Consider the following 23,809-nt stretch of genomic DNA (forward strand, 5'->3'; position numbering starts at 1 on the left):
GCCCGCACGCGCTGTCCCGGGGGGCCAGCAACATCCTGTACGCGCGCGGGTGGCGCAACCATCGCGTGCTCGACGAGGGCCTGCCCGGCTGGATCGCGCACGGCTACCCGGTAGAGGGCGCGCGCCGATGATCGCGACCGCCGATCTCGCCAAGGCGGCGCGAGCGGCGCTGGAGTATGCGCAGGCCCAGCCCGGCGTGCGCGAGGTGGAAATCTTCGCCGCCGCCAATACGAGCCTGCTCACCCGGCTCTGCTACACCTCGCACATCGCCTCCAACGGCGTGGAGGAGCCGAAGTCCGCCCAGGCCCACGGCATCGGCATCCAGGCGGTGTTCGATGGGCCCCAGGGTCCCCGGCTCGGCTTCGGCAGCGAGCCCAGCGACCTCACGCCGGGCGGCGCCGAGCGGGCGCTGGGCAAGGCGCGGGCCGCCGCCGTCCTCGATCCCGAGTTCGTCTCGCTACCGCGCCCGCGCCGCGAGCCGCGCGTCCTCTTCGATTATCACGACCCCAAGCTCATGGCCCTCGACGACGCGAGCCTGGTGGAGGCCGGCTGGAAGGTGGTCGGGGGCGCGCTCCGGACCTTCCTGGCGTCCTCCCGCCTGGCCGAGCTGGCGGGGAGCGACGAGGGGCTCCGGGCCCTCGGCCTCATCCTCGGCGGCGACGTCACCGTTGTCCAGGAGCGCATCGCCATCGCCTCCACCCACCTGCCCCAGGTGCAGACGGACGAATCGGCGCTGATCACCGCGTTCGTCACCGCGATGGTGGAGGCCCGCGATGCCAAGGGCTCGGGCTGGTCCACCGGCGTGCGCCTGGACCACTTCACCGACGAGTCCGGCGTCGACGCCGCCCAGCGCGCCATCGAGGCCATCGGCGGCCGGCGGGTGCCGTCGGGCGAGTACACGGTCATCTTCGGCAAGCAGCCGGTGGCCGACCTGCTCAACAACCTCATCGTGCCGGCGTGCACGGCCAGCGCCTTCTACGCCTCCAGCACGCCCTTCCTGGCCAAGCTCGGCCGACGGGTGGCCTCCCCGCTCCTCACCATCTACGATCACGGTGCCATGCCCGGGCTCATGGGCTCCAAAGGCATCACCTGTGAGGGCCTGTCCACCGGGCGCACCGATCTCATCAAGGACGGGATCCTCGTCGGGTGCCTCAGCAACTGGTACGAATCACAACGGCTGCTCCAAGATCCCGCGCTCGCTGGCAAGCTCGGTGCAACCGGAAAGGCCGCGGAGGCCGCGCTGGTGCCGCGCAACGGCTTCCGCTTCGAGGCCGGCGGTGGCCGCCAGTTCTACACTCAGCCGGGGATCGCCGCCTCGAACGTGCTGGTGGAGGGAAGCTCGCCGGCGTCCCTGGACGAGCTGATCCGGACGGTGAGGGACGGGCTTTACATCGGTCGCATCTGGTACACGTATCCCATCAACGGGCTCCGGGCGGGCGATTTCACCTGCACGGTCGTCGGCGATTCGTATATCATCCGCGATGGCCGCCTGGCGGCGCCGCTCCGGCCCAACACGGTGCGGATCAACGACAACATCCTCAGAGTCCTGAACGCCGTCGTCGGCATCACCAAGGACGTGAAGGGCACCATCGTGTGGGCGGCCGACGAGGTCGTCTACGCCCCCGAGATCGCCGTCGCCGGCCTCCGGGTCGAAGAGATCGCCGGCTTCATGGAGGGGCTTTCCTGATGACAGACGTGGCTCGTCTCGAAGCGATCGCCCGCGAATGCCGCGTGCAGATCATCCGGATGCTGGCCCACGCGGGCTCGGGGCATCCGGGCGGCTCGCTCTCGGTCATCGACCTCGTGGTGACGCTCATGTTCGGCCGCATGCGGCACGATCCCCAGCGCCCCCACTGGCCCGAGCGGGACCGGCTGATCCTGTCCAAGGGTCACGCGGTCCCCGCCCTCTACGCGGCGATGGCCCGCGCCGGGTATTTCGCCGACGACCGGCTGATCACGCTCCGCAAGCTGGGCAGCCCGCTGCAGGGGCACCCCGACCGTACCGTGCTGCCCGGCATCGAGGCCGCCACGGGCTCGCTGGGCCAGGGGCTCTCGATCTCGCTGGGGATCGCGCTCGGCCTCAAGATGGCCGGCTCGCCGGCGCGCGTGTACTGCATCCTCGGCGACGGCGAGATCCAGGAGGGTCAGGTCTGGGAAGCGGCGATGTCCGGCCCCCAGCTGGGCCAGCCCCGGCATCCCCTCGACAATCTCACCGTGATCCTGGACTACAACAAGATCCAGCTGGACGACTTCGTCGCCAAGATCCGCGACCTCGAGCCCGTGCTGGCCAAGTGGCAGGCGTTCGGCTGGCCGGTGGTCGAGATCGACGGCCACCAGATCGATCAGATCGACAAGGCCCTCGATCAGGCCGAAACCACCCGCGGCAAGCCCTCTTTCATCGTGGCCCACACCGTCAAGGGCAAGGCCGTGTCGTTCATGGAAAACCAGCCCGAGTGGCACGGCAAGGCGCCCAAGCCGGCCGAGGCGATCGCGGCCGTCCGCGAGATCCTGGGCGTCACCGAGGCCGCCTGGGAGGAGTATCTGGCCAAGGATTCCACCGCCCGCGCGCTCGTCAGCGAGCTGCGCGCGCTCGAGAGAAAGTAAGGAGACCTGGATGCCTGGGAAAGCCACCCGCGCGGCGTTCGGCGAGGCGCTCCTCGAGCTAGGAGCGCGCGACGAGCGGATCGTCACCCTCGACGCCGATCTCTCGAAGTCCACGATGACCGTGGCCTTCGCCAAGAAGCATCCCGACCGCGCCTTCAACCTAGGCATCGCCGAGCAGAACATGATCGGCATCGGGGCCGGCCTGGCGCTGGCCGGGAAGATTCCCTTCGTGTGCTCGTTCGCCTGCTTCCTGGTGGGCCGGTTCGAGACGGTCCGGATGTCCGTCGCCTACACCAACGCCAACGTGAAGCTCGTCGGCACCCACGCCGGGATCGCCATCGGCGAGGACGGCTACAGCCAGATGGGGCTCGAGGACGTGGCCTGCATCCGGTCCCTGCCGAACATCGCGATCGTCCAGCCCGCGGACGAGCTGGAGACCAAGCAGGCCGTGGCTTACGCCGTCGAGCACGAGGGCCCGGTCTACCTGCGGCTCACGCGCCAGAACATGGAGCCGGTCTGTCCGCCCGACTATCGCTTCCGGCTGGGCCAGTGGCTCCTGCTGCGCGCGGGCCACGACGTCACCCTCATCGGCTCGGGCGGGCCGATCGGGAACTGCCTGGAGGCCGCCAAGCTGCTGGCCGCCGAGGGAATCTCGGCGGAGGTCATCGACGCGGCGTCGATCAAGCCGCTCGACGAGGATCTGTTGTTACGCTCGGCCGGCCGCACCGGCCACGTCGTCACCGTCGAGGACCACGCGCTGGCGGGCGGTCTGGGCGGCGCCGTCGCCGAACTGCTCGGCGAGGTCATGCCCACGCCGTTGAAGCGGCTGGGGGTGCAGGGCTTCGGCGAGTCCGGCGATCCCCAGGGGCTCTACGCCAAGCACGGCCTCGATCCGGCCGGCATAGCCGCCAGCGTGAGGAAGTTCCTCAACCGCTGAGACGCCCGGGCGCAGGGCCTGGCTCAGTCGCGAAAGTTCAGCTCGCGCAGCGTCTGCTCGATGCGCTCGCGGTGGGCGCGGGCCCAGTCGTCCAGGGACTGGGCGGCGTCCTTGGCCGCCTTGGCTTCGGCGGCGCTCAGGATCTCCTGGGCGCGTCCCAGCGGGACGACCACGATCCCCTCCTCGTCGGCCACGACGATGTCGCCCGGCGCCACCCGGACGCCCCCACAACTGACGGGACCGTTGAGCACGCCCGCGCGCCGCTTGTCGCCGGGGATGGGGATGACGCCGCGGGCGAAGACCGGGAACCCCCGCTCGCGCACCTCGGCCACGTCGCGGATGACGCCGTCGACGACGAACGCGGCGATCCCGCGCTTCTGAGCCCACGCGCACACGTTGCCCCCCGAGACCGCGTAGTCGCGGTCGCCGGCCTCGACCACGACGATCGCGCCAGCGGGCGCGCGGTGGATGGCGGCGTGCAGCATCAGGTTGTCCCCCCGGTCACAGCGCACGGGATAGGCCGGCCCGGCCACGCGCGGGATCGGCGCCCAGGCGGGGCGGATGCCGTGGTCCATCACGTGGTCGCGCGTCAGCACATCGGCGAAAGTCGTGGGGCTCAGACGGGCAAAGGCCTTGGTGTCCATGGTCACTCCGATAGTTTGAGGAGGAGCCCCGAGCGCCGCGCGCGGCGGACGGCCGCCACCAGCGCCCAGTGGGACACTAGAACATAGCCGGCGGCGAGCGGGAAGCCCACCGCCAGCGGGGCACTGAACTCGGGGGCGAACCCGTAGTGCGCCCGGTACGCATCCAGAAAATAGGTCAGGGGAATCGCCGCCGCCACGCCGGCCACGGGGCCCGGCAAGACGGAGATGGGATAGTAGATCCCCGCCAGCAGCAGGACGAGATTGATGCTGGCCCAGGCCGCGGTCTCCGCCCGCAGTCCGACCAGCATGACCAGCGCGCAGACGAGGACTCCGATGACCCACGCGGTCAGAAAGCACCCGGCCAGGAACGCCGCCAGCGGCAACGGTCCGGCGTCGAGCGGGTCGAAGCCGAAGGCCCACCGGGCCAGCGCGGCCTGCAGGAGGAAGACGAACACCCCGCGCAGCATGCCGACGATCCAGGCGCCCACGGTGAGATGCCGCACGCCGATCGGCGCCACGAACTGGTGCTTCATCGACTTGCTCCAGGCGTCGTAGAGCAGGGCGTAGGCGACGTCGAGCTGGCAGACCTGCAGCGTGTTGAACGCGATCGTCCCGATGAGGACGAAGGAGATCTCCGGGCCGGAGAGCCCCAGGAACCGGGTGAGGAGGCCGATCGACATCACGTTGACCACCGGCCAGAAGAGCAGCTCGAAGAGCAGGAAGACGTTGCGGGACGCCATCTGGAGATTGCGCAACGCGAAGGCCCAGACGGCCACCAGCTCAGCGCGCCAGCTCGACAAAGACCTGCTCCAGATCGGGCTCCCTCACCTGGACGTCACGCACGATCACGCCCTCGTTGTGCAGGGCGCGGAGCAGCTCGGGCAGGCGCTTGTCGGCCTCGTCCACGGTACAGTGAACGCGGCCGTCGCCCTCCACGCAGCGCAGGACGCCGGGCGCCTCGGCCAGCCAGGGCACCTGCGGCGGATCGAGCCGTAGCGCGATCACGTCACCGATGCGGATCTGGCGCTTCAGGTCGCCCGAGGTGCCGCGAGCGAGGATGAGGCCGGCCTTGATGAAGGCGATCTCGTCGCACAGCTCTTCCGCCTCCCGCATGTAGTGGGTGGTCAGCACGATGGTCATCCCGCGCTCGCGGCGCAGCGACGCGATGTGGGAGCGCATGCGGACGGACACGTCGGGATCGAGCCCGAGGGTCGGCTCGTCCAGGAAGAGCAGCTCCGGATCGTTGACGAGGGACTTGGCCAGCGACAGGCGCTGCTTGAGGCCAGTGGAGAGCTCGTTGTAGGGGACGCGACGGTAAGGCTCCAGCTCGCCGATTTCCAGGAGCTGCTCGATGCGTCGCTTGAGCGCGGCGCCGTAGAGGCCGTAGAGCCGCCCGTAGAACGCCAGGATCTCGGCGACCCGGAGGTTCCAGAGGAACGAGGCGTTGCCGCTGGCCAGGTTGAGACGGCGGCGGAGCGCCGGCGCCTCGCGGACCACGTCGTGGCCGAGGATGGTGACGGTCCCCCCGTCGGGCGTGAGCAGCGTGGCGAAGATCGAGAGCAGCGTGGTCTTGCCGGCGCCGTTGGGACCGAGCACGCCGAAGATCGCGCCGCGGGGCACGCTCAGGGACACGCCCCGCAGCGCCGCCGTCCGGCGCCGGCCCAGCAGACCCGAGCGGAACGTCTTCGCGACATCGCGCGCGTCGATGGCGAGCATGAGTATGAATGGTAACATGCGGCGCATGACCGCCCCCTCCGAGTGGCGCTGCGCCGTCGCCGACCTGCCGGCGGGCCGGACCGCCACGTTCCGCCTCCGGTGCGGCGGGCGGACGGTGGAGGGCTTCGTCGTCAACCACGGCGGCGGCTACCACGCCTACGTCAACCGCTGCGCCCACGTGGGCACGCCGCTCGACCTCTGGCCCAACGAGTTCTTCAGCGAGGACGGGCAGTCGCTCGTCTGCGCCACCCACGGCGCCGTCTACGAGCCCGACAGCGGCCACTGCACGGACGGCCCCTGCCGGGGCGACGCGCTGGCCCGCCTGCCGCTGCGCCGCGAGGGCGATGCGATCGTCGTCTCCTGCCCGCGCGAATGAGCGGCGGGCCGGTCGACATCGAGGAGGCCAACGCGCGGTTCTACCGGGCGTTCGAGGCGCTCGATCTGGCCGAGATGGACAAGGTGTGGGCGCACGGCGACCACGTCAAGTGCGTCCACCCCGGCTGGCCGCTGCTGGCGGGCTGGGACGCGGTGCGCGCCTCCTGGGAGGCGATCTTCAGCAGCACCGGCGAGATCCGCTTCACCATCAGCGACGTGCAGGTGGCGGCCCGCGGCGACCTCGGCTGGGTCACCTGCACGGAAAACATCCTCTCCCAGGTCCGCGGTCGCGTGTCGGTGACGTCGGTGCTGGCCACCAACATCTTCGAGCAGGGACCCGACGGCTGGCGCATGATCCACCACCACGCCTCCCACGTCCTGGGGGCCTCCGCCTCCGAGCCTTGACCGGCCCGCCCAGCGTGCCACAATGAAGCTGCGGTGACGGACAAGCGGATCACCCTCGGGGAAGTGCCGCGCTACGTGCAGAGCGGCATGCGGCTGGGCATCGGCGGCGGGCCGGTCATGATCACGCCCACCGCGCTGATCCGCGAGGTGGTCCGCAGCGGCGTCCGTGACCTGAATCTGGTGGCCGCCTCCACCGGCGGCTTCGGCCTCGACCTCCTGATCGGCGCCGGGTGCGCGGCGTCGGTGGAGTTCGCGCAGATCGTCTTCAACGAGTTCGGCCCGGCGCCGAACTTCCGCCGCTACGCGGAGAGCGGCCGCCTTCGCTGTCTCGACCACACCTGACCCGGGCTCCTGGCCGGGCTCCAGGCGGGAGCCCAGGGTGTTCCCTTCATGGTCGTGCCGGGGCACGTGGGCTCGGACTACCAGCGTCTCCGGCCCGAGTTCAGGGTGATCCCGAACCCCTACGACCCCGCCCAGCGCGTGATGATCGTCCCCGCCATCCGGTGCGACGCCGCGCTCATCCACGCCCTGGCGGCGACGCCCGACGGCACCCTGCTGGTCGACCACATGGAGGACGACGCGCTGCTCGCCCAGGCCTCGCGGGTGGTGATCGCGTCGGCGGAGCGGATCGTGACGCGGGACGAGCTCGGTCGGGCCGGCGAGGGCGTAGTGCTGGAAGGCATCCACGTCACTGCCGTCGTCGAGCTGCCCCGGGGCGCGCACCCCACGTTCGTCCGGGGGCTCTACGCCGTCGATGCCGCGCATCTCGGCGAGTACGCCGTCGCCGCCCGGGACGACGAGGCCTTCCGGGACTACCTCGCCCGCTACGTGCATGGCCCCAAGGACCACGCCGCCTACCTCGCCCTGCTGACGTGACGCCCTGCACGTCGGAGGAGCGGATGGCGACCGTCATCGCCCGCGAGGTGCGCGACGGCGAGACGGTGGCGGTGGGGACGCTGGCGCCGGTGCCCGCCAGCGGCGTGCTGCTCGCTCACTTCACACACGCGCCCCGGGCGCGGGTCGTCATCCTCAACCACCCCGACTACTGGCCCTTCCGCCAGGGCTCCAAGGAGTTCTACGACTTCGCGCAGCGCGGCGGCTTCGACCTCTTCTTCCTCTCGGGCGGCCAGATCGATCGCCACGGCAACCTGAACCTGATCGCGGTCGGCGACGTCGAGCGGCCGCGCGTCAGGCTCCCGGGCGGCGCCGGCTCGGCGATGCTCTACTACCTGCCCCGGCGAGTCATCGTCTTCCGCACCGAGCACTCCCCGCGGATCTTCGTCGAGCGCGTGGACCACGTGGCCAGCCCGGGCTCGAGCCCGCCCGAGGTCGCGCGGCCGGGCGGCCCCTGGAAGGTCGTCACCCCTCTGTGCGTGTTCCGCTTCGATAAGGAGCGGAAGGCACTGGTGGTGGAGTCCGTCCACCCGGGCGTGACGCGGGAGGAGCTGGCGCGGCGCACGGGCTTCGCGCTCGACTACGCCGGGAGGGTGGGGGTCATCCCCGAGCCCACGCCGGGCGAGCTCCACCTGCTCCGCACCCGCGTCCGCGAAGCCGTCGCCAAGACCTACCCGCAGTTCGCCGAGACCGCGTTCGCCCGTTGATCGGCCCCCGCGCCGCCGGGGCGGAGAGCGCCGGCTCGAGCGGGGCCGGGGGGCCGCGACGCCGCCCGCGCTCAGGGCAGGCGCGTGTAGCGCGCCCGGAGGCTATCGAAGCGCCGCGAGCGCCGGATGCCGCGGCGGTGGAGCGTGAACCAGAAGAGCATGGACAGAATCCGCAGGCCGTAGACGGTCGAGGCCGCCAGGCTCGCCGACGAGGCTTCGGGGAAGTAGCGGGTGGGCACCGCGATCTCCTCGATCCGGAAGCCCGCGGCGACGATCTGCCCGATGATCTCCTGATCGAACACGAAGCCGTCGGAGTTCAGCACGAAGTTGACGACGTCCAACACTTCGCGCCGGAAGGCGCGATAGCCGGTGTGGTACTCGCTGAGGTTCAGGCCGAAGGCCCGGTTTTCGAGCCAGGTGAGGCCGCGGTTCGCCGCGTACTTCCACCAGGGCATCCCCTGCGCCAGCGGCGAGCCCGCCTTGCGCCGTGAGCCCAGCACCACGTCGGCGCGACCGCTGACGACGGGCTCGATGAGCTTCGGCACCAGCGCCGGATCGTACTGATAGTCCGGGTGCACCATCACGACGATGTCGGCGCCCGCTCGCAGCGCCTCCGTGTAGCAGGTCTTCTGGTTGGCGCCGTAGCCGTAGTTCCGGTTGTGGACGAAGACCTCCAGCCCCAGCTCGCGCGCGATCTGGAGGGTGGAGTCGGTCGAGCCGTCGTCCACCAGGATCACCGTGCTCACCGCGTCCTTGGGAAGCTCCTCGTACGTCAGCCGCAGCGTGCGGCCCGCATTATAGGCCGGCATCACCACGACCACCTTCGGCTGGCCGAGTCGCCCGACGTCACCCATCTCCCTCGATGATCCGGCGCCGCGCCTCAGTCGGCAAGGCTGGAGTAGAGGCGGCGCCCGCCGGCCCCGACGATGAGGTGCACGTCGGCAGGCGGCAGCGTGCGCACCACGCTCCGATCGGCGCCGAGCGGGATCAGAGGCACCACCCGCGGCTACCCGAAGCTCTCGTCCATTCCGTCGAAGAACTGCCACCACATCGCCAGCGAGGTCCGCACCGCCCGGCGGACGGCCTCCTGCCGCTCGGCGGTCGTGGCGTGCCGGACGACGATGTGATCGCCCACGTCCGAGTGCTCGGCGTCGGCCACCTCGTGGATGTCCCAGAACGCGACCGCTGCCTGGCTGAGGCCGTAGTGTTTCTGAAGCGCGCGGGCGAAGGGGCCGAAGGCCCCCACCACCTGCCCCTCGGCGGCCAGGTTGATGGCGGCCACGCCCTCGTGGAACGGCAGGAGCTTCGTGGAGTACTCGAACCAGTGGATGAGCGCCGCCGTCGAGGGCAGCGGCGTCGCCGCCAGCATCTCCGGGCGCGGGACGCCCGCGCCGGCGGCGAAGTCGAGGAACAGCTCGGGGTGCGGCTTGGAGCCCGACAGCCGCCCCGTCTCCTCCTCGTAGACGGACTCGGCCAGCTTCACACGCTCGGCCACATCGGGGCAACGCGAGTGCAGCGCCGACACGGCCCGGGGGAACTCGACCACCTGCAGGAAGAACTGCTTGGCGAACTCGCCGAGTGCCTGGCGGGAGAGCCGGCCCTCGGCGATCTTGAACCACAGCGGGTGGCCCCCGAAGGAGCGGCGCTCCCGCACCTCCTGCAGGAGCGCCGCGCCGAACGCCTTCGCATCGAGCGCCATGGCTGGACCTCCTCGGTGCCTCAGGTGACCTTGACGACGGCGTCGCCGGGCAGGCGGGCGAGCAGCGCGTCCAGGGCCTCCTCCAGATAGGTGGGGTCCCGCGACTCGAGCGTCACCTTGACCCGGTACTCGGGGTTCGAGAACTCCGGGTAGGAGCCGAGCAGGAGCGCAGGGAAGTCGCGGAGCAGACCGTTGAGGTAGTCGGCCAGGCTCCCCTCGGCGATACTCACGAACACGTTCTTGAGGTGGAAGGGCTGATCGCGGAACCGCTCGCGGATCGCCTCGAACTTCTGGCGGAAGATCTCGGGCACGCCGGGCAGGATGTAGACGTTGCGCATCAGGATGGTGGGGAAGCGGAGTGACTCGCCGCCGATCAGCTCGGCCCCCTCCGGGACCTCCGCCATCTTGAGGTGGGCGTCGGTGGCCTGGCCGCCGTAGTACTGGATGAGCAGCGCGACCAGCGCGGGGTGGCGGACCACGGCCACCGCCAGCGCCCGCGCCGCGCCCTCGATGGTCACGTCGTCGTGGGTCGGACCCACACCGCCCGAGGTGAACACGACGTCGTGGTCACGGCAGTGGGCGGCGATCTCCGCGGCGATCGTCTCGACCTGGTCGGGAATCACGCTGATCCGGCGCACGTCGACACCGAGGGCGCGCAGCTCGCGGCAGAGATACGCGGCGTTGGCGTCCGCGATCTTGCCCGAGAGGATTTCGTTTCCGATGAGGATGATGCCCGCAGTCTTCGGCATGCCGTCCGAATTTTACGCTAGAATGCGCCCATCCATGCGACCCGGGTCGATCCGGCTCGAGAGGTGGGCGCTCGTCGGGTGACGTATCCGCAGGCGGTGGCGCTGGGCGTCGTCCAGGGAGTCACCGAGTTTCTTCCCGTCTCCTCCTCCGGCCACCTCATCCTGGCGCCGCACCTCTTAGGCTGGCCCGATCAGGGCCTCGCCTTCGACGCCGCCATCCACCTGGGGACGCTGGGGGCGCTGCTCGCGTACTTCCGCGGCGAGCTGCGCGCGCTGGCGTCGGGGGCGCTCTCACCCCGGATCGGCCTGCTCCTCGTCCTGGCCACCATCCCGGGCGGGCTGGCCGGCCTGCTCTTCGACACGCTCATCGAGGCGCACCTCCGCTCGGCCGTCGTGGTGGCGACGTCGACCGCGTTCTGGGCGATCGTGATGGCGGTGGCCGACCGCCGAGCGGCGCCGCCGACGCCGGGCGGCGGCGATCCGCTCGAGCGCATCAGCGGGGGCCAGGCCCTCGCTATCGGCTGCGCCCAGGCGCTGGCGCTGATCCCCGGAACATCGCGCTCGGGCATCACCATCACGGCGGCGTTGTTCGGCGGCCTCGATCGGCCGACGGCGGCGCGCTTCGCTTTCCTGCTGGGCGTTCCGATCACGGCCGGCGCGGGGGCACTCAAAATACTGCACCTGCTCCGCGTCGGTCTGCCGCCCGCGGAGTCCGGCCCGCTCGTGGCCGCCGTGGTCGCCGCGTTCCTGAGCGGGTGGATCGCCGTGTGGTTCCTGGTGGGCTACGTCAAGCGCCGCTCCCTGCTGCCCTTCGTGCTCTACCGCCTCCTCGTCGCCGCGGTCATCTTCGCCCTCGTGGCCCGATGACGGGCGGCGACGGCGACGCCGTCGAGGCGCTGCACGCTGGTGGCGTTACCGACGGGCTGCCCGCGGTGCCGCCGACGCGGCCGCGGGCAGCGCGGGCCGTGGCGGCGGCGGGCCGCCGGGCCGATGAGCTGATCGCGGAAGAGCCGCCCGGGTCTGGGACCCTGATTCCGAAGTCTTCCCCGGCTGGTCCTTCCCGCACGCGCCCTCCCGCCTGATGATCAAGAAGATCGTTTGAAGCTCCGGCCGACGCCCTGGCCCACGCTGTCGGGAATCGTATCCGACCGGGCAGCGGGAATGGGCAGCCCGGCGGGTGGCCCTCCGAGACCCGTGTCTCAGGGGATCGACCCCAACCCGTGTAGAAAGAAGGCGCCGAGCCGGCTGTGGCTAGCGTGGTCGAGGAAGCCACCCGCCGGGCCGCCCCCATCGCGTTACGCGGAGCGGACGCGATCGGGGACGGCGCGGGCCAGGGTGTCGAACAGGCGCTCGCGCGAGAACGGCTTGGCCAGCACCACGTCGACGCCCAGCGTCGCGTCCCGCTCCAGCTCGTCGGCCCAGCCCGTCAAGAGCACGATGGGCACCGGGCGCAGCCGCTTGAGCTCGGCGGCCAGCGCCAGCCCCGTCATGCCGGGCATGCCGAGATCGGTGATGACGAGGTCGACGGGCTCGCGCCCGAACAGCGCCAGCGCCTCCCGCCCGGAGGCGGCGCTCAGCACGGTGTGCCCGGCGTGGGCCAGCATCGCCCGCACGAGATCGAGCACCTCCGGCTCGTCCTCGACGGCCAGGATCCGGAGGGGCTCGAGGATGGGCAGGAACACGGGCCCCCGCGGCGCGTCGGCGGTGACGGCGGGGAACGTGAACGTGAACGTGGTGCCGACGCCCTGCCGGCTGGCCAGCGCGATGCGGCCTCCGTAGCGCTGGACGATCTCCTGGGCCAGGGCCAGGCCCAGCCCCGTGCCGCCCTCGCTGGCGCGCGTGGTGAAGAACGGCTCGAAGGCCAGGCGCTGCACCTCGGGGCTCATCCCGCGGCCGGTGTCGGAGATGGCCACGACCGCGTGATCGTCGTGGCCGCGGATCTCGATCGTGAGCCGCCCGCCGTCCGGCATGGCCGTGAACGCATTTTCCAAAGTATTGAGCAGGGCCTCCCGGATCTCGCTCGCCACCGCCAGGATCGGGGGGGCGGGTTCGATGCGGAGGTCGATCTGGTAGCGCACTCCGCGCCGGGCCGCCTCGTTGTCCCACTGGGGCCGGGTGAGGGCCAGCAACTGCTCGACGATCTCGCGGAGCTGGACGACCTCGGGCCCCTTCATCACCCGGGCCGGGCGCGAGTACTCCTGCAGCCGCCGCACCGTGCCCACGCTGTCCTCGGCCCCTTGGTGGATGACCCGCAGTGCATGGGCCACCTCTTCGGGATCGATGCTCTCGCCGGCGGCCAGCCGCTCCAGCAGCATCTCCGTCCAACCCAGCACCGGCGTGAGCCGATTGTTGATGTTGTGGGCCACACCGGCGGCCAGCGAGCCGAGCGTCCGGAACTTCTGCTCGCGGATCACGCGGAACCGCAACTCGTGCTCGTGGCTGATGTCCCGGAACACGCCGATGCGCTGGGGTCCGCCCTCCGCCCGCTCCACCGTCGACAGCGTCAGGTGCACGGGCCGGGGCTCGCCGCCGCGCGCGATCAGGAGGAATTCCCCCTGGAAGGGCAGCTGCCGTAGCTGGGAGGTCAGCGCGGCGATGTCCTGGGCAGTGGAGAGCGACTCCGTCCAGCGCTGGCCGATCATCTCCTCGGCGGTCAGGCCGACCATCTCGAGGAAGGCGCGGTTGGCGAAGACGACGCGGTCGTCGCCGTCGGCGACCACGACGCCCTCGCCGATGCGCCGGACGACGTCCGCCAGCTCGTGCGCCTCCCCCTGCAGCCGCGCGTGCTCGATCGCCACCGCCACCCGGTCGGCCACGATGTGCAGCAACCGGTCGGCCCGGGGATCGATCCGTCGCCCCCGCCGGGCCACCTCGATGACGCCGATGGGCGCGCCCCCCGCGATGAGCGGCGCCGCCATCAGCGAGCGAAATCCCTCCCGCCGCAGCACCGCATTCCCCACCCGCGGATCGGCGGCGGCGCCGTCGAGGATCAGGACCGGGCGGCGTGTGCTGAGCGCGATCCCGCCCACGCCCTCGCCGGAGGGGGTCGACAGCCCGCCCAGGTCGTCGCCCAGGCCGACCGCGGCGCGCGCGCGCAGCTCGCCCCGCGCCTCGTCGGTGAGCAGAATCATCGCGGCATCGGCCTCGAACACCTCGGCCACGATCTCCACGATCCGGCGCAGGAGAACGTCGGCGCTCGCGGCCGTCAGGCTGGCTTGGGCGATCTGGCCCAGCGCCTGGATCTCCCGCGTCCGCCGCTCGAGCAGCCGGCTGGTGACGAGCGTCCGCGCCCGCGCCACCAGCTCCTCGGGCAGGAAGGGCTTCGTCATGTAGTCGTCGGCGCCGTCCCGGAGCCCGCGGACCCGGGCCGCCGCGCTGCTCAGCGCGCTCAATACCAGAATCGGGATGCGACTGAAGTTCGCCTCGGCCCGCAGCTGCTCGATGACCTCGTAGCCGCTCATGCCGGGCAGCATGAGATCGAGCACCAACAGATCGACGGCCGGCGTCAGCTCGAGCGTCTCGAAGACCGCTTCGCCGGTCGCCACGGAGTTCACCTGGTAGCCCTCCGCCTCCAGGAGGTCGCGCAGGAGCGCGGAGGTGTCCCGGTTGTCCTCGACGACGAGCACGCGGGGTGACTCGTCCCTCATCGCCACGCCACCCCCTCGCTGAGGAGCGTGGTCGTGACGACCCGAGCCAGCTCGTCGGGCAGGAAGGGCTTGCTGATGTAAGCGTCGCAGCCGGCGCGGAGCGCGGCCTCGCGCTCCTGCGGCCGGGCCAGGGCCGAGACCGCGATGATGAGCAGGCCGCGGGTGGCCGGGTGCTGGCGAAGCCGCCGCGCGACCTCCCACCCCGACAGGCGCGGCAGCATGAGATCGAGCAGGAGGAGCGCGGGGGGCCGCTCGATGGCCTCCCTGACCGCCTCCTCGCCGTCGGCGCAGACCCGTGCCCGGCCGCCGAGCACGTCCTCCACGACCGAGCGCATCAGGGCCTGGCTCGCCTCGTCGTCCTCGACGATCAGCACCTCGCGCCCGGCCAGCACCGGCTCCAGCGCGGCCTCCGGCTCGGGCGCGCCCTCCGGCCTGAGCGCCTCGGTGGCGATCGGCAGCGTGAAGCTGAAGCGGCTACCGTGGCCCGCGCCTTCGCTCTCGGCGCGCACCAGCCCCCCGTGCAGCTCCACCAGACGGCGCACGATGGCCAGGCCCAGCCCCGAGCCGCCGTGCCGCCGGCGCATCGGCGACTCGACCTGGTAGAAAGGATCCCAGATGCGCGCCAGCTCCTCGCGCGCGATGCCCACCCCCGTGTCCTCGACCGCGATCCAGACCTGGTCGTTGTGGCGGTCTCCGCGGATGCGGACGGTGCCGCCCGGCGGCGTGAACTTGATCGCGTTGGCGACGAGGTTGACCAGGATCTGGTGCAGGCGCGGCTGATCCGCCTGCACCAGCGGCAGCGAGTCACCCAGCTTGTTCAGGAGATGGATCTGCTTGGCCTGGGCGGCCACGTGGACGGCCGCAATCACCTGGTCGGTGACCTGCCGCGCGTCGGTGGGGCGCGGATGCAGCTCGATCCGCGCCGCCTCCAGGCGCGAGACGTCCAGGAGGTCGTTGATGAGATCGGTGAGCCGCTGGGCGCTGCGAAAGATCGCCTCCTGGTGCTCGAGCTGCTTGGCGTTGAGCGGTCCGTGCACCTGCCGCAGCAGCAAGCGGCCGTAGCCGACGATCGCGGTGAGCGGCGTGCGCAGCTCGTGGCTGACCATGGCCAGGAACTCCGACTTCAGCTCGTCGAGCCGCCGCAGCTCCTCGTTGACCTGGGCCAGGCCGTGGGCCTCCCGCTCCTTCGCCGCATACTCCGTCTCGTACTCGCGGACGATGTCGGCGCTCTCGATGAACACGCCGTACCGGCGCCGCAGGGCCAGGCACGCCAGCGTCGCTCCCGCCGCCAGGGCGTCGATCGCCACCACCGTGGCCGCAGCCTCGCGCGGTACGCTGGAGACCTGCTCGAACGTGACTCGCACGGCGGCCCGCAGACCGATGGCCAGAAAGACGATGCAGAACGCGATACCCAGCGGCTCGCGCCGGCGCGTGGGGCGGCGCCCGATCTCGACGACGATGAGCGCGGCGACGGTCAGCGCCGAGACGCCGAGCAGGACGTTGGCGAGGCGATGGATCAGCTCGAGCGTGACGTCGGCCATTCAGTCAGCGATGCTATCACCGCGCGGCGCGTCCGGGCAGTCTGTGAAGTGAATTTCCTAGAGACGAGAAGAAATTACCGCGAGGGCCGCGGCCAGAGTACTTGTTACACTCCGGCCCCCCGCCGCTTCGAGCCCGGGCTTCGCCCGCGCAATCCTTGCTGGGGGAGGTCTCGGAGGGGGCGGACGTTACGGCCCCCTCCGTCCGAGCTACCGGAGGTGGATCGTCACCGCCACCGACATCCCCGCCCGCAGGGTGTGCGGATTGGACGATTCCTTGGGATCGAGCGTGATCTTCACGGGGACGCGCTGGACCACCTTGACCCAGTTGCCGGTCGCGTTCTCCGGCGGAAGCAGCGAGAAGCGCGAGCCCGTCCCCGCGGCGATGGAATCGACGGTGCCGATGTACCGGCGATCGGCGAAGGTGTCGACGACGACGTCGACGCGCATCCCGGGCCGCACCCGGCCGAGCTGCGTCTCCTTGAAGTTGGCGATGACCCAGACGTCGTGCAGCCCGACGACGGCGAGCAGCGGCTGGCCCACCTGGACCACCTGGCCGGGCTCGACGTTCTTGCGGGAGACCAGGCCGGCGGTGGGCGCGCGGATCTCGGCGTGCTCGAGGTTGAGCAGCGCCAGCGCCAGCTCGGCTTGGGCCTCCTTCAGCTGCGCCTGGGCCAGGTCCCGCTCGGCTTCGCGGACGCGCACCTCCTGCAGGAGGGCCTCGGCCTGGATGGCCTGGGCCTTGGCCTCCACGGCGCGCGCCTCGGCGGTCTTGAGCCCGATCTGCTGCGGCTCGAACCCCGCCTCGCGCATGCGGGCGTCGGCCTCGGCGGTTTCCAGATCGCGCCGGGCCTGCGTCACCCGCTCCTCGGCAACCGTGAGCTGCGCCTCGGCGGCCCGCGCCTCGGCCTCGGCGTGATCGACGAACTCGCGCGCCACCAGCTCCTTGGCGAACAGCTCGCGGGCGCGCGCGAGGTCCTGCGCGGCCCGGTCGCGCATCGCCTGCGCCCGGACGCGTTCGGCCGCCGTGGAGGCCAGCGCAGCGCGCCGCGCATGGGCGGCCGCGCGACTGGACTCCAGCACACTGACCGCCGACGACCGCGCCGCCTCCGCACGGAGCGTCGCCGCCTGCGCCTGGGTCATCTGGCTCGCCGCCATCTCGCGCCCCAGCGCCACGCGCTCCACGGCGGCCCGGTGGCGACGCTCGGCGATGAGCACGGCCGCGCGGGCCTGCTCGGCCTTGGCGCGCCAATCGCGGTCGTCGATCCGGACCAGCACCTGGCCGGCGGTGACCGCCTGATTGTCCCGGACCAGGATGTCCACCACCTGGCCGGGAACTTTTGCACTCACGGGCGCGATGGCGCTCTCGATGTAGGCGTCGTCCGTGAACACGGTGAGGCGCGATCGGTACCAGGCGTAGCCCGCCCAGGCCAGGCCCGCGACGGCGACGAGCGCGAACGCGAGCACGACGGCGCGGCGATTCACGCCACACTCCTAGCACAAAGGAGGACGGATTGTCACGCCGGTGACAGCCCGACGTCGGCGACGTCGCGATTGAAAAATCTGGGCAGGCGCATGTGCGCGCAGACGCCCGCGATTCTCGCCGGAGCATCCGCGGCACGGGAGTTGCTTGGAGGCATCGCCCGTGCATCGCATGCGCCCGCTGTGGATCCGGGGCTTGCGTCTCTATCGGAGCGGCGACCCCACTGCCGCCGACGACGTGGGGCTGTGGCCGGGCGACGAAGAGAGGGAGCCGCTGCCTCACGTGAGGTCGCGGTTCCGGAGCGTGGACGATCCCGAATGCTTCGCGCTCTACTCGGTCCGTGACGTGCCGCTGCTGGGCCACGCGGCCCAGCCGATGCAACTCCTGCCGACCGAAGACCACACGCTCATCGTCGTCCGCGAGTTCCGCCGCGTGCCCCTCGAGGCCTCCGCGCTCGCCCTGATGATCTTCACCGCCCGCGTCGGCGCCGCCGCCCGGGTGATCGCGACCCTGGCGCACTGGGCTGAGCGCGCGGTGAGCACGTACCAGCCGGCGTACCTGCTGCTGGCCCACTCGCTGGAGCAGCCGAAAGTCAGCGCGCTCCTCACCGGCGTGCACGAGCGCCGGGCCCTTCAGTGGGCGCGCGCGTGTCCGTTCAGCGTCGATCTGGTGCTGCCAGAGGTGGGTCCCCTGCTCGACGCGGCGCCCGAGCACTACGCGTATTGCCCCGAGGAGGAGGCCCTGGCCGCGCTTCCTCGCGCGGTCGCTCCCTCCGCGGTCTGATCCCGGTCAGCCCTCGGCGTTCAGCCGAAGCGTTTCGACCAGCAAGGCGGCGGTGGCGACGATGTCCTTGACGTCGACCCACTCGTGGACGGTGCGCATGCCGCAACCGAGGTTGCCACGCGGGCCAGGACATTGCCGGTGTCCCCGCCCACCTTGTTCCCTGCGTCGTCGACCTCGATGCTCGCCCCCAGCGCTGCGAGCGCGGGCATCAGGCGCTTGGCCACCGGCCCCTCGCGCCGGGAGGGGCTCGAGATCTGGACCAGCTCCAGGAACTCGGCGACGAGGCGCTCGCGGTTGATCACGGGCTCTTCCCGAGAAACCGCTGGAACCATTCGAGGCTCCGCGCCACCGCCTCCTGGCGGTGGGCCAGGTCGGTGAGGCGATGGTCGGCGTCGAGGATGATGGCGAGGTCGCAGGGCTCGGCGGCGCGCGCGTAGAGGGTGGCGCCGTGATCCACCGGCACGACGTCGTCGGCCTCGGCCTGGATGATCAGATGCCGGGCCACGCCGGCGGGCGCCTCGGTGAACAGCCGCGCCGTCAGCTCCCGGAAGAAGGGCGAGCCCAGACCGGGCGCGTCCTTGTCCATCGTGTCCATGAGGTCGTCGAGATTCGACGGAGCGTTCCAGGTGACGACCGGCGTGCCGTCGCCGCGCTCGGCGGCCAGGTGCAGCGCCACGTACCCGCCCATGCTGGAGCCGAGAAGGCCGAAGCGCCCGCTCAGCCTCCGGTGGAAGGGCAGGTACTTGAGCACCGCGCGGGCGTCCTCCAGCCGCGTGCCTACCGTGGTCTCCTCCTCGGCCCCGGAGGACTCGCCGCAGCCCCGGAAGTCGAAGCGCGCCAGCGCGAGACCGGCGGCCGGGAGCTCGGCGCCCAGGAGGAGATACTTGTCGCTGTCCTTGGAGGCCCGGAGACCGTGGCAGGCCACCACGCAGGGCACCCGTTCTTTCCTCTGGGGGAGGTGGAGGACCAGCGCCAGCGCGCCCCCGGCCACCGGGACCGTGTGGCGCTCTTCGGTCATTTCAGGCTCGCCTCGCCGCGCTTGTGATCGTAGAGTTTCGCTCGCCTCGGACGCGGGGGGCCCAGCCCTCGGCCGTCCTCCGGCTCGCACTGCAGGCAGCTCGGCCGCGTCTCGGCTCGCACTACCGGTCAGATCCACACGAGATCGAACAGACGGCAGGCGTTGGACGAGAGGCGGAACATCACGTCCTCGACCGGTAGCTGTTTGATCTTGGCGATCTCCTCACCCACCCGCCCGGCGAACCACGGCCCCGACGGCAGCCCCTCGAACTCGCCCCGATACTTCCAGGGGGCGTCGCTCTCGACGAGCAGCGCATCCAGCGGCACCGCGGCGACCATCTCGCGGTCGCGGTCTCGATGGACGACCTCGGGCGTGACCGAGACGAAGTAGCCCGCGTCAACGATCGCCTGCGTCACGTCGGCCGGCGCCTTGTGCCAGTGGAAGACCGCCCGCTCGATCCCGTGGCGCCGGAGCGCCTCCAGCGCGCCCACCGCGGCGCCGTGCGGCGCATGGAGCGCCACCGCCAGGTCGTACCGGACCGCCAGCGTCAGCAGGCGGTCGAGCCGCCGGCGGCCACTCGTCATCAGCTCGGTCGGGTCGGCTGCCCCCTCCAGGGAGTACCAGGGCAGACCGACTTCGCCCAGGGCGACGATCCGGGAATGGTGATCGCGCAGCTGCTGCTCGACCCGCTCGAGGTCGGCGTCGGTCAGGCGCGTCCAGTCGGGATGAAAGCCGAGCGCCGCCCACACCGCCTTGGGCACCACCGCCGCCGCCGCCAGAGTTCGCTCGTTCGACTCCGGGTCGCAGCCGACCGCGACGACGCCCCAAACGTCGTGGGTGAGGGCCTGCCGCAGCGTCTCGCGGACGTCGGCGAAGGCGGGATCGTACAGATGACAGTGCGTGTCGATGATCATACGAGCCCCCGAGGCTTAGTTCCCGGCGACCACCATGCGGGCGATCTTGAGCGTGGGCGAGGCGGTGCGGTCGCGGAGCACGAGGTCGTTGCCCACCCCGTCGACCGCGTCGAACATCTCCAGGAGATTCCCGGCGACGGTGACCTCCTCGACCGGATAGGCGAGCCGGCCGTTCTCGATCCAGTGGCCCACGGCGCCCCGCGAGTAGTCGCCGGTGACGCCGTTGACGCCGAAGCCGATCAGCTCCGTGACGTAGAAGCCTTCCGTCACCGACGCGATCAGCTCCGCGGGCGGCGTCGTTCCCGGGCGCAGCGTGAGGTTGGTCGTCCCCACGGTGACGCCGCTGCCGTCCCGCACGGCGTGGTGCGTGGAGGCCAGGCCGAGCTTGCGGGCGCCGTAGGTGTCGAGCAGATACGACTCCAGCACGCCCTCCCGGACGACGACCGTCCGCCGCACCGGCAGCCCCTCGCCGTCGAACGGCCGCGAGCCCAGCGCGCCTGCGATCAGTCCGTCGTCGACGATCGTCACCGACGGAGCGGCGATGCGCGAGCCCAGCCGGTCGCAGAGGAACGAGGCGCGCCGGTAGAGACTCGGCCCGCTGGCGGCCGAGGCCAGCGCCCGGACGAGGCTGGCGGCCGTCTCGGGATCGAAGATGACGGGGACCTCCACGGTCTTCACCTTGCGGGCCCCCAGCCGCTGGAGCGCGCGCGCCGCCGCCATCCGGCCCACCGCCGCGGGATCCTCCAGCCCCGCCCGCTGGCGGGCCATCGAGTACCAGGTGTCGCGCTGCATCTCTCCGTTCCGGGCGGCGACCGGCGAGACGGTGATGCCGAAGCTCGAGGTCGCGTAGGCGCGCGCGAACCCGGACGAGGTCGCGTACGCGTACCGCGCCTGGCGATCCCAGTGCTCCGCGCCTTCGGAGTTGGTGATCCGCGGATCGGCGGCCAGCGCCGCCGCCTCGGCCCGGCGCGCGATCTCGATCTTCTCCTCGGGCGTGAGGTCGTGCCCCGAGGCATCGCGCAGACCCAGGTCGGGCACGCGATCGATCAGCTCGGCGGGATCGGGAAGGCCGGCGTGCGGATCCTCGGCGGTGATGCGGGCCAGGCGCGTCGCCTCGTCCACCACCCGCCCGAGCGACTCCGGCGACAGGTCGGAGGTCGACGCGGCGGCAGAGGCCGTGCCGGCGAAGACGCGCAGGGACAGCCGCTGCTCGTGCGAGTGCGTCACCGTGTCCACCTCGCCCAGCCGAACGGTGGCGCTGAAGCGGCGCTCCTCCACGAGGAAGGCGTCGGCGGCGGTGGCGCCCCGCGCGGTGGCGCGCTTGAGCACCGAGACGAGCAGGTCGCTGCTGAGCTGGCTCACACCTGGGTGCCTCCCACCGTCATGCCGTCGATGCGGATCGTCGGCAGGCCCACGCCGACCGGCACCGACTGGCCGTCCTTGCCGCAGGTGCCGATGCCTTCGTCGAGCTGCAGGTCGTGCCCCACGCGCGTCACGCGTGTGAGCGCCTCGGGGCCGTTGCCGATGAGCGTGGCGCCCTTTACGGGCGCGGTGATGCGCCCGTCCTCGACGAGGTAGGCCTCGCTGGCGGAGAAGACGAACTTGCCGCTGGTGATGTCCACTTGCCCGCCGCCGAAGGAGACGGCGTAGAGACCGTACGTCACCGAGCGGATGATGTCCTCGGGGTCGTCTTCCCCGGCCAGCATGAAGGTGTTCGTCATGCGGGGCATCGGCGGACAGGCGTAGGACTCGCGGCGGCCGTTGCCCGTCGGCTGCATGCCCATGAGGCGCGCGTTGAGCTTGTCCTGCATGTAGCCGCAGAGAACGCCCCGGTCGATGAGGACGGTGCGCCCGGTGGGCGTGCCCTCGTCGTCCACGTTCAGCGAGCCGCGCCGGTTGGGGATGGTGCCGTCGTCCACGACGGTGACCAGCTCCGAGGCGACCTTCTGGCCCATGCGCCCCGCGAAGGCGGACACGCCCTTGCGGTTGAAGTCGCCCTCCAGCCCGTGCCCGACCGCTTCGTGGAGGAGAATCCCGGGCCAGCCGGGGCCGAGCACCACCGTCATCGCTCCCGCGGGCGCGCCGACGGCCCGAAGCTTCAGCGTCGCCTGTCGCGCGGCCTCGGCAGCGAACCGCTGCCAGCGCTCCCGCTCGAGGAAGAAGTCGAAGCCGACGCGGCCGCCGCCTCCGTACGCGCCGATCTCGCGCTTTCCCCCTTCCTCGGCGATGACCGTCACGTTGAGGCGGGTGAGCGGGCGGATGTCCCCCACCGTCCAGCCCGCGGCGGTGGCGATCAGCATGACCGCATCCTCGCTGGTGAGGCTCGCGATCACCTGCTTGACCCGCGCGTCGGCGGCGCGAGCCGCCCGGTCCACCGATCTCAGCAGATCCAGCTTGCGCGTGAGGTCCGTGGCGATGGGAGGCTCGGGCAGCGTATAGAGGTCGTGCGGTCGTCCGCTCGGCACCGCCACGACCGCCGAGGCGCTCGCCTGCGAGGCGATGGCCCGGGCCTGGCGCGCCGCCTCCTCGAGGTTCCCCAGCGAGATGTCGTCGGTATGGGCGTAGCCGGTCCGGGCGCCCGCCTGGGCCCGAACCCCGGCCCCCTGGCTCACGTGCCGGGAGGCCTTCTTTACGGTCCCTTCCTCGAGTACGAGCTCTTCGTTGATACAGTACTCGAGGTAGATGTCAGCATCGTCCACCCTGCCCTTGAGCGCCGAGCCGATCAGGCGGTCGATGAGGCCCGGCGTGACGTCGAACCGGTCGGCAAAGAAGCGCTCCGGCCGGACATGCACGAGGTCAGTCATTGGAGGGCTCCAATCCTAGCCCGGGCCCTGCCGGACCCCAAGTTTTTTGAAGGCGACCGGTAAGTCTCCTGAAAGCTTACGCTTCTATCTGGCGGCCTGGAAGCGCTGGATGATTTCGTGGATCAGCCGCAGCCCGACCATCAGCGAGGGCCCCGGCGAGAGAATGTCGCCGCCGTCGATCTCGTGGATCTGGCCCAGCTTGACCGCCGTGATCCCGTCCCAGCCGGGACGGCGCGCGACCGCCTGGCGGTCGAGGGGCTTGCCGCACCACGAGGCGAGGATGATCTGGGGATCGCGCGCGACGACCTCATCGGGGCTCACGATCCGGCCCTGGGCCTGCGGCCGGTCGCGGAGCTCGGCGAAGACATCCCGCCCCCCCGCGATCTCGACCAGCTCGGAGACCCAGCGGATGCCGACGATGGGCGGATCCGGCCACTCCTCGAAGTAGACGCGGGGACGATCGGGCCAGACGGCGGAGTACTCGCGGATCTGCTTGACCTCGTCGCGGATGTCCTGGATCAGCTCCCGCGCCCGCTCCTGGCACCCCAGCGCGCCCCCGATCAGGAGGATGGCGCGCAGGACGTCGTCGAACGAGCGCTGATTCGTGCAGAGGACGGTGACGCCGCTGGCGATCAGGTCGCGCACGATGTCCTTCTGGAGATCGGAGAAGCCGAGCACGAGGTCGGGCTCGAGGGCGAAGATCTTGTCGACGCGGAACGTGGTGAAGCCCCCGACCTTCGCTTTTTCGCGCGCCGCCTCCGGGCGGTGCGCCGTCCCCGGCACCCCCACCACGCGATCGCCCGCGCCGACTAGGTGGGCGATCTCCGCCGTCTCCGCCGTCAGGCAGACGATGCGGCGGGGAAAGTCGATCGAGGTCTTGCCGTACACCCGC

General features: G+C 71.3%; 24 protein-coding genes. 10 read left to right on the top strand and 14 right to left on the bottom strand.

Features of this window, described 5'->3' with window-relative positions; all coding sequences use genetic code 11:
- Positions 1–127 precede the first annotated feature (127 nt).
- From VGV13_10525 to VGV13_10535, 3 genes are read left to right on the top strand one after another with little or no spacing between them, the layout of a single operon-like run.
- Positions 128–1,687: a TldD/PmbA family protein gene (locus tag VGV13_10525; protein HEV8641518.1), complete on the top strand. Its 1,560-nt coding sequence runs from the start codon at positions 128–130 to the stop codon at positions 1,685–1,687.
- A complete protein-coding gene (locus VGV13_10530) occupies positions 1,687–2,604 on the top strand; it encodes a transketolase (GenBank protein ID HEV8641519.1) in 918 nt (305 codons plus the stop codon). The genes VGV13_10525 and VGV13_10530 overlap by 1 nt, the downstream gene beginning before the upstream one ends.
- 10 nt (positions 2,605–2,614) lie before the next feature.
- On the top strand, positions 2,615–3,541 hold the full coding sequence (locus VGV13_10535) for a transketolase C-terminal domain-containing protein (GenBank protein HEV8641520.1): 927 nt from the start codon (positions 2,615–2,617) through the stop codon (positions 3,539–3,541).
- A 23-nt stretch (positions 3,542–3,564) separates the two neighbouring features.
- Here the strand turns inward: VGV13_10535 and VGV13_10540 are convergent, their stop codons facing one another.
- The 3 genes from VGV13_10540 to VGV13_10550 are packed head-to-tail and all read right to left on the bottom strand — an operon-like array spanning position 3,565 to position 5,919.
- Complete coding sequence (locus tag VGV13_10540; GenBank protein ID HEV8641521.1) at positions 3,565–4,185, bottom strand: RraA family protein; 621 nt, start codon at positions 4,183–4,185, stop codon at positions 3,565–3,567.
- A 2-nt stretch (positions 4,186–4,187) separates the two neighbouring features.
- A complete protein-coding gene (locus VGV13_10545) occupies positions 4,188–4,985 on the bottom strand; it encodes an ABC transporter permease (protein ID HEV8641522.1) in 798 nt (265 codons plus the stop codon).
- On the bottom strand, positions 4,966–5,919 hold the full coding sequence (locus VGV13_10550) for an ABC transporter ATP-binding protein (GenBank protein HEV8641523.1): 954 nt from the start codon (positions 5,917–5,919) through the stop codon (positions 4,966–4,968). Before VGV13_10550 ends, VGV13_10545 begins: the two co-directional genes overlap by 20 nt.
- On the opposite strand from VGV13_10550, the gene VGV13_10555 reads away from it, so the two are divergent.
- The 5 genes from VGV13_10555 to VGV13_10575 are packed head-to-tail and all read left to right on the top strand — an operon-like array spanning position 5,918 to position 8,282.
- On the top strand, positions 5,918–6,277 hold the full coding sequence (locus VGV13_10555) for a Rieske (2Fe-2S) protein (GenBank protein ID HEV8641524.1): 360 nt from the start codon (positions 5,918–5,920) through the stop codon (positions 6,275–6,277). The two genes, VGV13_10550 and VGV13_10555, sit on opposite strands and share 2 nt — an antisense overlap.
- Entirely contained in the window at positions 6,274–6,681 is a 408-nt protein-coding gene (locus VGV13_10560; GenBank protein ID HEV8641525.1) for a nuclear transport factor 2 family protein, read from the top strand. Before VGV13_10555 ends, VGV13_10560 begins: the two co-directional genes overlap by 4 nt.
- Before the next feature lie 33 nt (positions 6,682–6,714).
- The gene (locus VGV13_10565) at positions 6,715–7,023 is read left to right on the top strand and encodes a CoA-transferase (GenBank protein ID HEV8641526.1); all 309 of its coding nucleotides are present in this window, start codon (positions 6,715–6,717) and stop codon (positions 7,021–7,023) included.
- 48 nt (positions 7,024–7,071) lie between these two features.
- Complete coding sequence (locus tag VGV13_10570) at positions 7,072–7,557, top strand: CoA transferase (GenBank protein ID HEV8641527.1); 486 nt, start codon at positions 7,072–7,074, stop codon at positions 7,555–7,557.
- A 23-nt stretch (positions 7,558–7,580) separates the two neighbouring features.
- Entirely contained in the window at positions 7,581–8,282 is a 702-nt protein-coding gene (locus VGV13_10575) for a CoA-transferase (GenBank protein ID HEV8641528.1), read from the top strand.
- Positions 8,283–8,353: 71 nt separating this feature from the next.
- On the opposite strand, the gene VGV13_10580 is transcribed toward VGV13_10575, so the two are convergent.
- From VGV13_10580 to VGV13_10590, 3 genes are all read right to left on the bottom strand, one after another.
- A complete protein-coding gene (locus tag VGV13_10580; protein HEV8641529.1) occupies positions 8,354–9,136 on the bottom strand; it encodes a glycosyltransferase family 2 protein in 783 nt (260 codons plus the stop codon).
- Positions 9,137–9,288: 152 nt separating this feature from the next.
- Positions 9,289–9,981 carry an iron-containing redox enzyme family protein gene (locus tag VGV13_10585; GenBank protein ID HEV8641530.1) on the bottom strand — a complete coding sequence of 231 codons (693 nt, stop codon included), beginning with the start codon at positions 9,979–9,981 and terminating at the stop codon, positions 9,289–9,291.
- 20 nt (positions 9,982–10,001) lie between these two features.
- Positions 10,002–10,730, bottom strand: a complete 729-nt coding sequence (locus tag VGV13_10590) for a molybdopterin-binding protein (GenBank protein HEV8641531.1) — start codon at positions 10,728–10,730, stop codon at positions 10,002–10,004.
- 78 nt (positions 10,731–10,808) lie between these two features.
- Between VGV13_10590 and VGV13_10595 the strand changes: the two genes are divergently transcribed.
- Positions 10,809–11,597: an undecaprenyl-diphosphate phosphatase gene (locus tag VGV13_10595; protein HEV8641532.1), complete on the top strand. Its 789-nt coding sequence runs from the start codon at positions 10,809–10,811 to the stop codon at positions 11,595–11,597.
- Between the two features lie 428 nt (positions 11,598–12,025).
- On the opposite strand, the gene VGV13_10600 is transcribed toward VGV13_10595, so the two are convergent.
- The 3 genes from VGV13_10600 to VGV13_10610 form a co-directional block, all read right to left on the bottom strand.
- Entirely contained in the window at positions 12,026–14,377 is a 2,352-nt protein-coding gene (locus VGV13_10600) for a response regulator (GenBank protein ID HEV8641533.1), read from the bottom strand.
- Positions 14,374–15,918: an ATP-binding protein gene (locus VGV13_10605; protein ID HEV8641534.1), complete on the bottom strand. Its 1,545-nt coding sequence runs from the start codon at positions 15,916–15,918 to the stop codon at positions 14,374–14,376. Before VGV13_10605 ends, VGV13_10600 begins: the two co-directional genes overlap by 4 nt.
- A 207-nt stretch (positions 15,919–16,125) precedes the next feature.
- Positions 16,126–17,400, bottom strand: a complete 1,275-nt coding sequence (locus VGV13_10610) for an HlyD family secretion protein (protein ID HEV8641535.1) — start codon at positions 17,398–17,400, stop codon at positions 16,126–16,128.
- A gap of 160 nt (positions 17,401–17,560) precedes the next feature.
- Here VGV13_10610 and VGV13_10615 point away from each other — a divergent pair, with 160 nt between their 5' ends.
- Positions 17,561–18,181 carry a hypothetical protein gene (locus tag VGV13_10615; protein ID HEV8641536.1) on the top strand — a complete coding sequence of 207 codons (621 nt, stop codon included), beginning with the start codon at positions 17,561–17,563 and terminating at the stop codon, positions 18,179–18,181.
- 298 nt (positions 18,182–18,479) lie between these two features.
- Here the strand turns inward: VGV13_10615 and VGV13_10620 are convergent, their stop codons facing one another.
- The 5 genes from VGV13_10620 to VGV13_10640 form a co-directional block, all read right to left on the bottom strand.
- Positions 18,480–19,199 (bottom strand): alpha/beta fold hydrolase, encoded by a 720-nt coding sequence (locus VGV13_10620; protein ID HEV8641537.1) that lies wholly within the window; start codon positions 19,197–19,199, stop codon positions 18,480–18,482.
- A 128-nt stretch (positions 19,200–19,327) separates the two neighbouring features.
- Positions 19,328–20,113 (bottom strand): TatD family hydrolase, encoded by a 786-nt coding sequence (locus VGV13_10625; GenBank protein HEV8641538.1) that lies wholly within the window; start codon positions 20,111–20,113, stop codon positions 19,328–19,330.
- Between the two features lie 15 nt (positions 20,114–20,128).
- Positions 20,129–21,475, bottom strand: a complete 1,347-nt coding sequence (locus VGV13_10630; protein ID HEV8641539.1) for a TldD/PmbA family protein — start codon at positions 21,473–21,475, stop codon at positions 20,129–20,131.
- A complete protein-coding gene (tldD, locus tag VGV13_10635; GenBank protein ID HEV8641540.1) occupies positions 21,472–22,917 on the bottom strand; it encodes a metalloprotease TldD in 1,446 nt (481 codons plus the stop codon). The genes VGV13_10630 and tldD overlap by 4 nt, the downstream gene beginning before the upstream one ends.
- An 84-nt stretch (positions 22,918–23,001) precedes the next feature.
- Complete coding sequence (locus VGV13_10640; GenBank protein HEV8641541.1) at positions 23,002–23,805, bottom strand: cobalamin-binding protein; 804 nt, start codon at positions 23,803–23,805, stop codon at positions 23,002–23,004.
- Positions 23,806–23,809 lie beyond the last annotated feature (4 nt).

This window comes from Candidatus Methylomirabilota bacterium, from assembly GCA_036001065.1.
Taxonomy (GTDB): domain Bacteria; phylum Methylomirabilota; class Methylomirabilia; order Rokubacteriales; family CSP1-6; genus MNEF01.

What these genes read in the sequence shown, in the direction of transcription:
- VGV13_10525 (HEV8641518.1), top strand. Translation starts at nt 128, where the DNA reads ATGATCGCGACCGCCGATCTCGCCAAGGCGGCGCGAGCGGCGCTGGAG.
- VGV13_10530 (HEV8641519.1), top strand. Translation starts at nt 1,687, where the DNA reads ATGACAGACGTGGCTCGTCTCGAAGCGATCGCCCGCGAATGCCGCGTG.
- VGV13_10535 (HEV8641520.1), top strand. Translation starts at nt 2,615, where the DNA reads ATGCCTGGGAAAGCCACCCGCGCGGCGTTCGGCGAGGCGCTCCTCGAG.
- VGV13_10540 (HEV8641521.1), bottom strand. Translation starts at nt 4,185, where the DNA reads ATGGACACCAAGGCCTTTGCCCGTCTGAGCCCCACGACTTTCGCCGAT.
- VGV13_10555 (HEV8641524.1), top strand. Translation starts at nt 5,918, where the DNA reads ATGCGGCGCATGACCGCCCCCTCCGAGTGGCGCTGCGCCGTCGCCGAC.
- VGV13_10550 (HEV8641523.1), bottom strand. Translation starts at nt 5,919, where the DNA reads ATGTTACCATTCATACTCATGCTCGCCATCGACGCGCGCGATGTCGCG.
- VGV13_10560 (HEV8641525.1), top strand. Translation starts at nt 6,274, where the DNA reads ATGAGCGGCGGGCCGGTCGACATCGAGGAGGCCAACGCGCGGTTCTAC.
- VGV13_10570 (HEV8641527.1), top strand. Translation starts at nt 7,072, where the DNA reads ATGGTCGTGCCGGGGCACGTGGGCTCGGACTACCAGCGTCTCCGGCCC.
- VGV13_10575 (HEV8641528.1), top strand. Translation starts at nt 7,581, where the DNA reads ATGGCGACCGTCATCGCCCGCGAGGTGCGCGACGGCGAGACGGTGGCG.
- VGV13_10580 (HEV8641529.1), bottom strand. Translation starts at nt 9,136, where the DNA reads ATGGGTGACGTCGGGCGACTCGGCCAGCCGAAGGTGGTCGTGGTGATG.
- VGV13_10585 (HEV8641530.1), bottom strand. Translation starts at nt 9,981, where the DNA reads ATGGCGCTCGATGCGAAGGCGTTCGGCGCGGCGCTCCTGCAGGAGGTG.
- VGV13_10590 (HEV8641531.1), bottom strand. Translation starts at nt 10,730, where the DNA reads ATGCCGAAGACTGCGGGCATCATCCTCATCGGAAACGAAATCCTCTCG.
- VGV13_10600 (HEV8641533.1), bottom strand. Translation starts at nt 14,377, where the DNA reads ATGAGGGACGAGTCACCCCGCGTGCTCGTCGTCGAGGACAACCGGGAC.
- VGV13_10605 (HEV8641534.1), bottom strand. Translation starts at nt 15,918, where the DNA reads ATGGCCGACGTCACGCTCGAGCTGATCCATCGCCTCGCCAACGTCCTG.
- VGV13_10620 (HEV8641537.1), bottom strand. Translation starts at nt 19,199, where the DNA reads ATGACCGAAGAGCGCCACACGGTCCCGGTGGCCGGGGGCGCGCTGGCG.
- VGV13_10625 (HEV8641538.1), bottom strand. Translation starts at nt 20,113, where the DNA reads ATGATCATCGACACGCACTGTCATCTGTACGATCCCGCCTTCGCCGAC.
- tldD (HEV8641540.1), bottom strand. Translation starts at nt 22,917, where the DNA reads ATGACTGACCTCGTGCATGTCCGGCCGGAGCGCTTCTTTGCCGACCGG.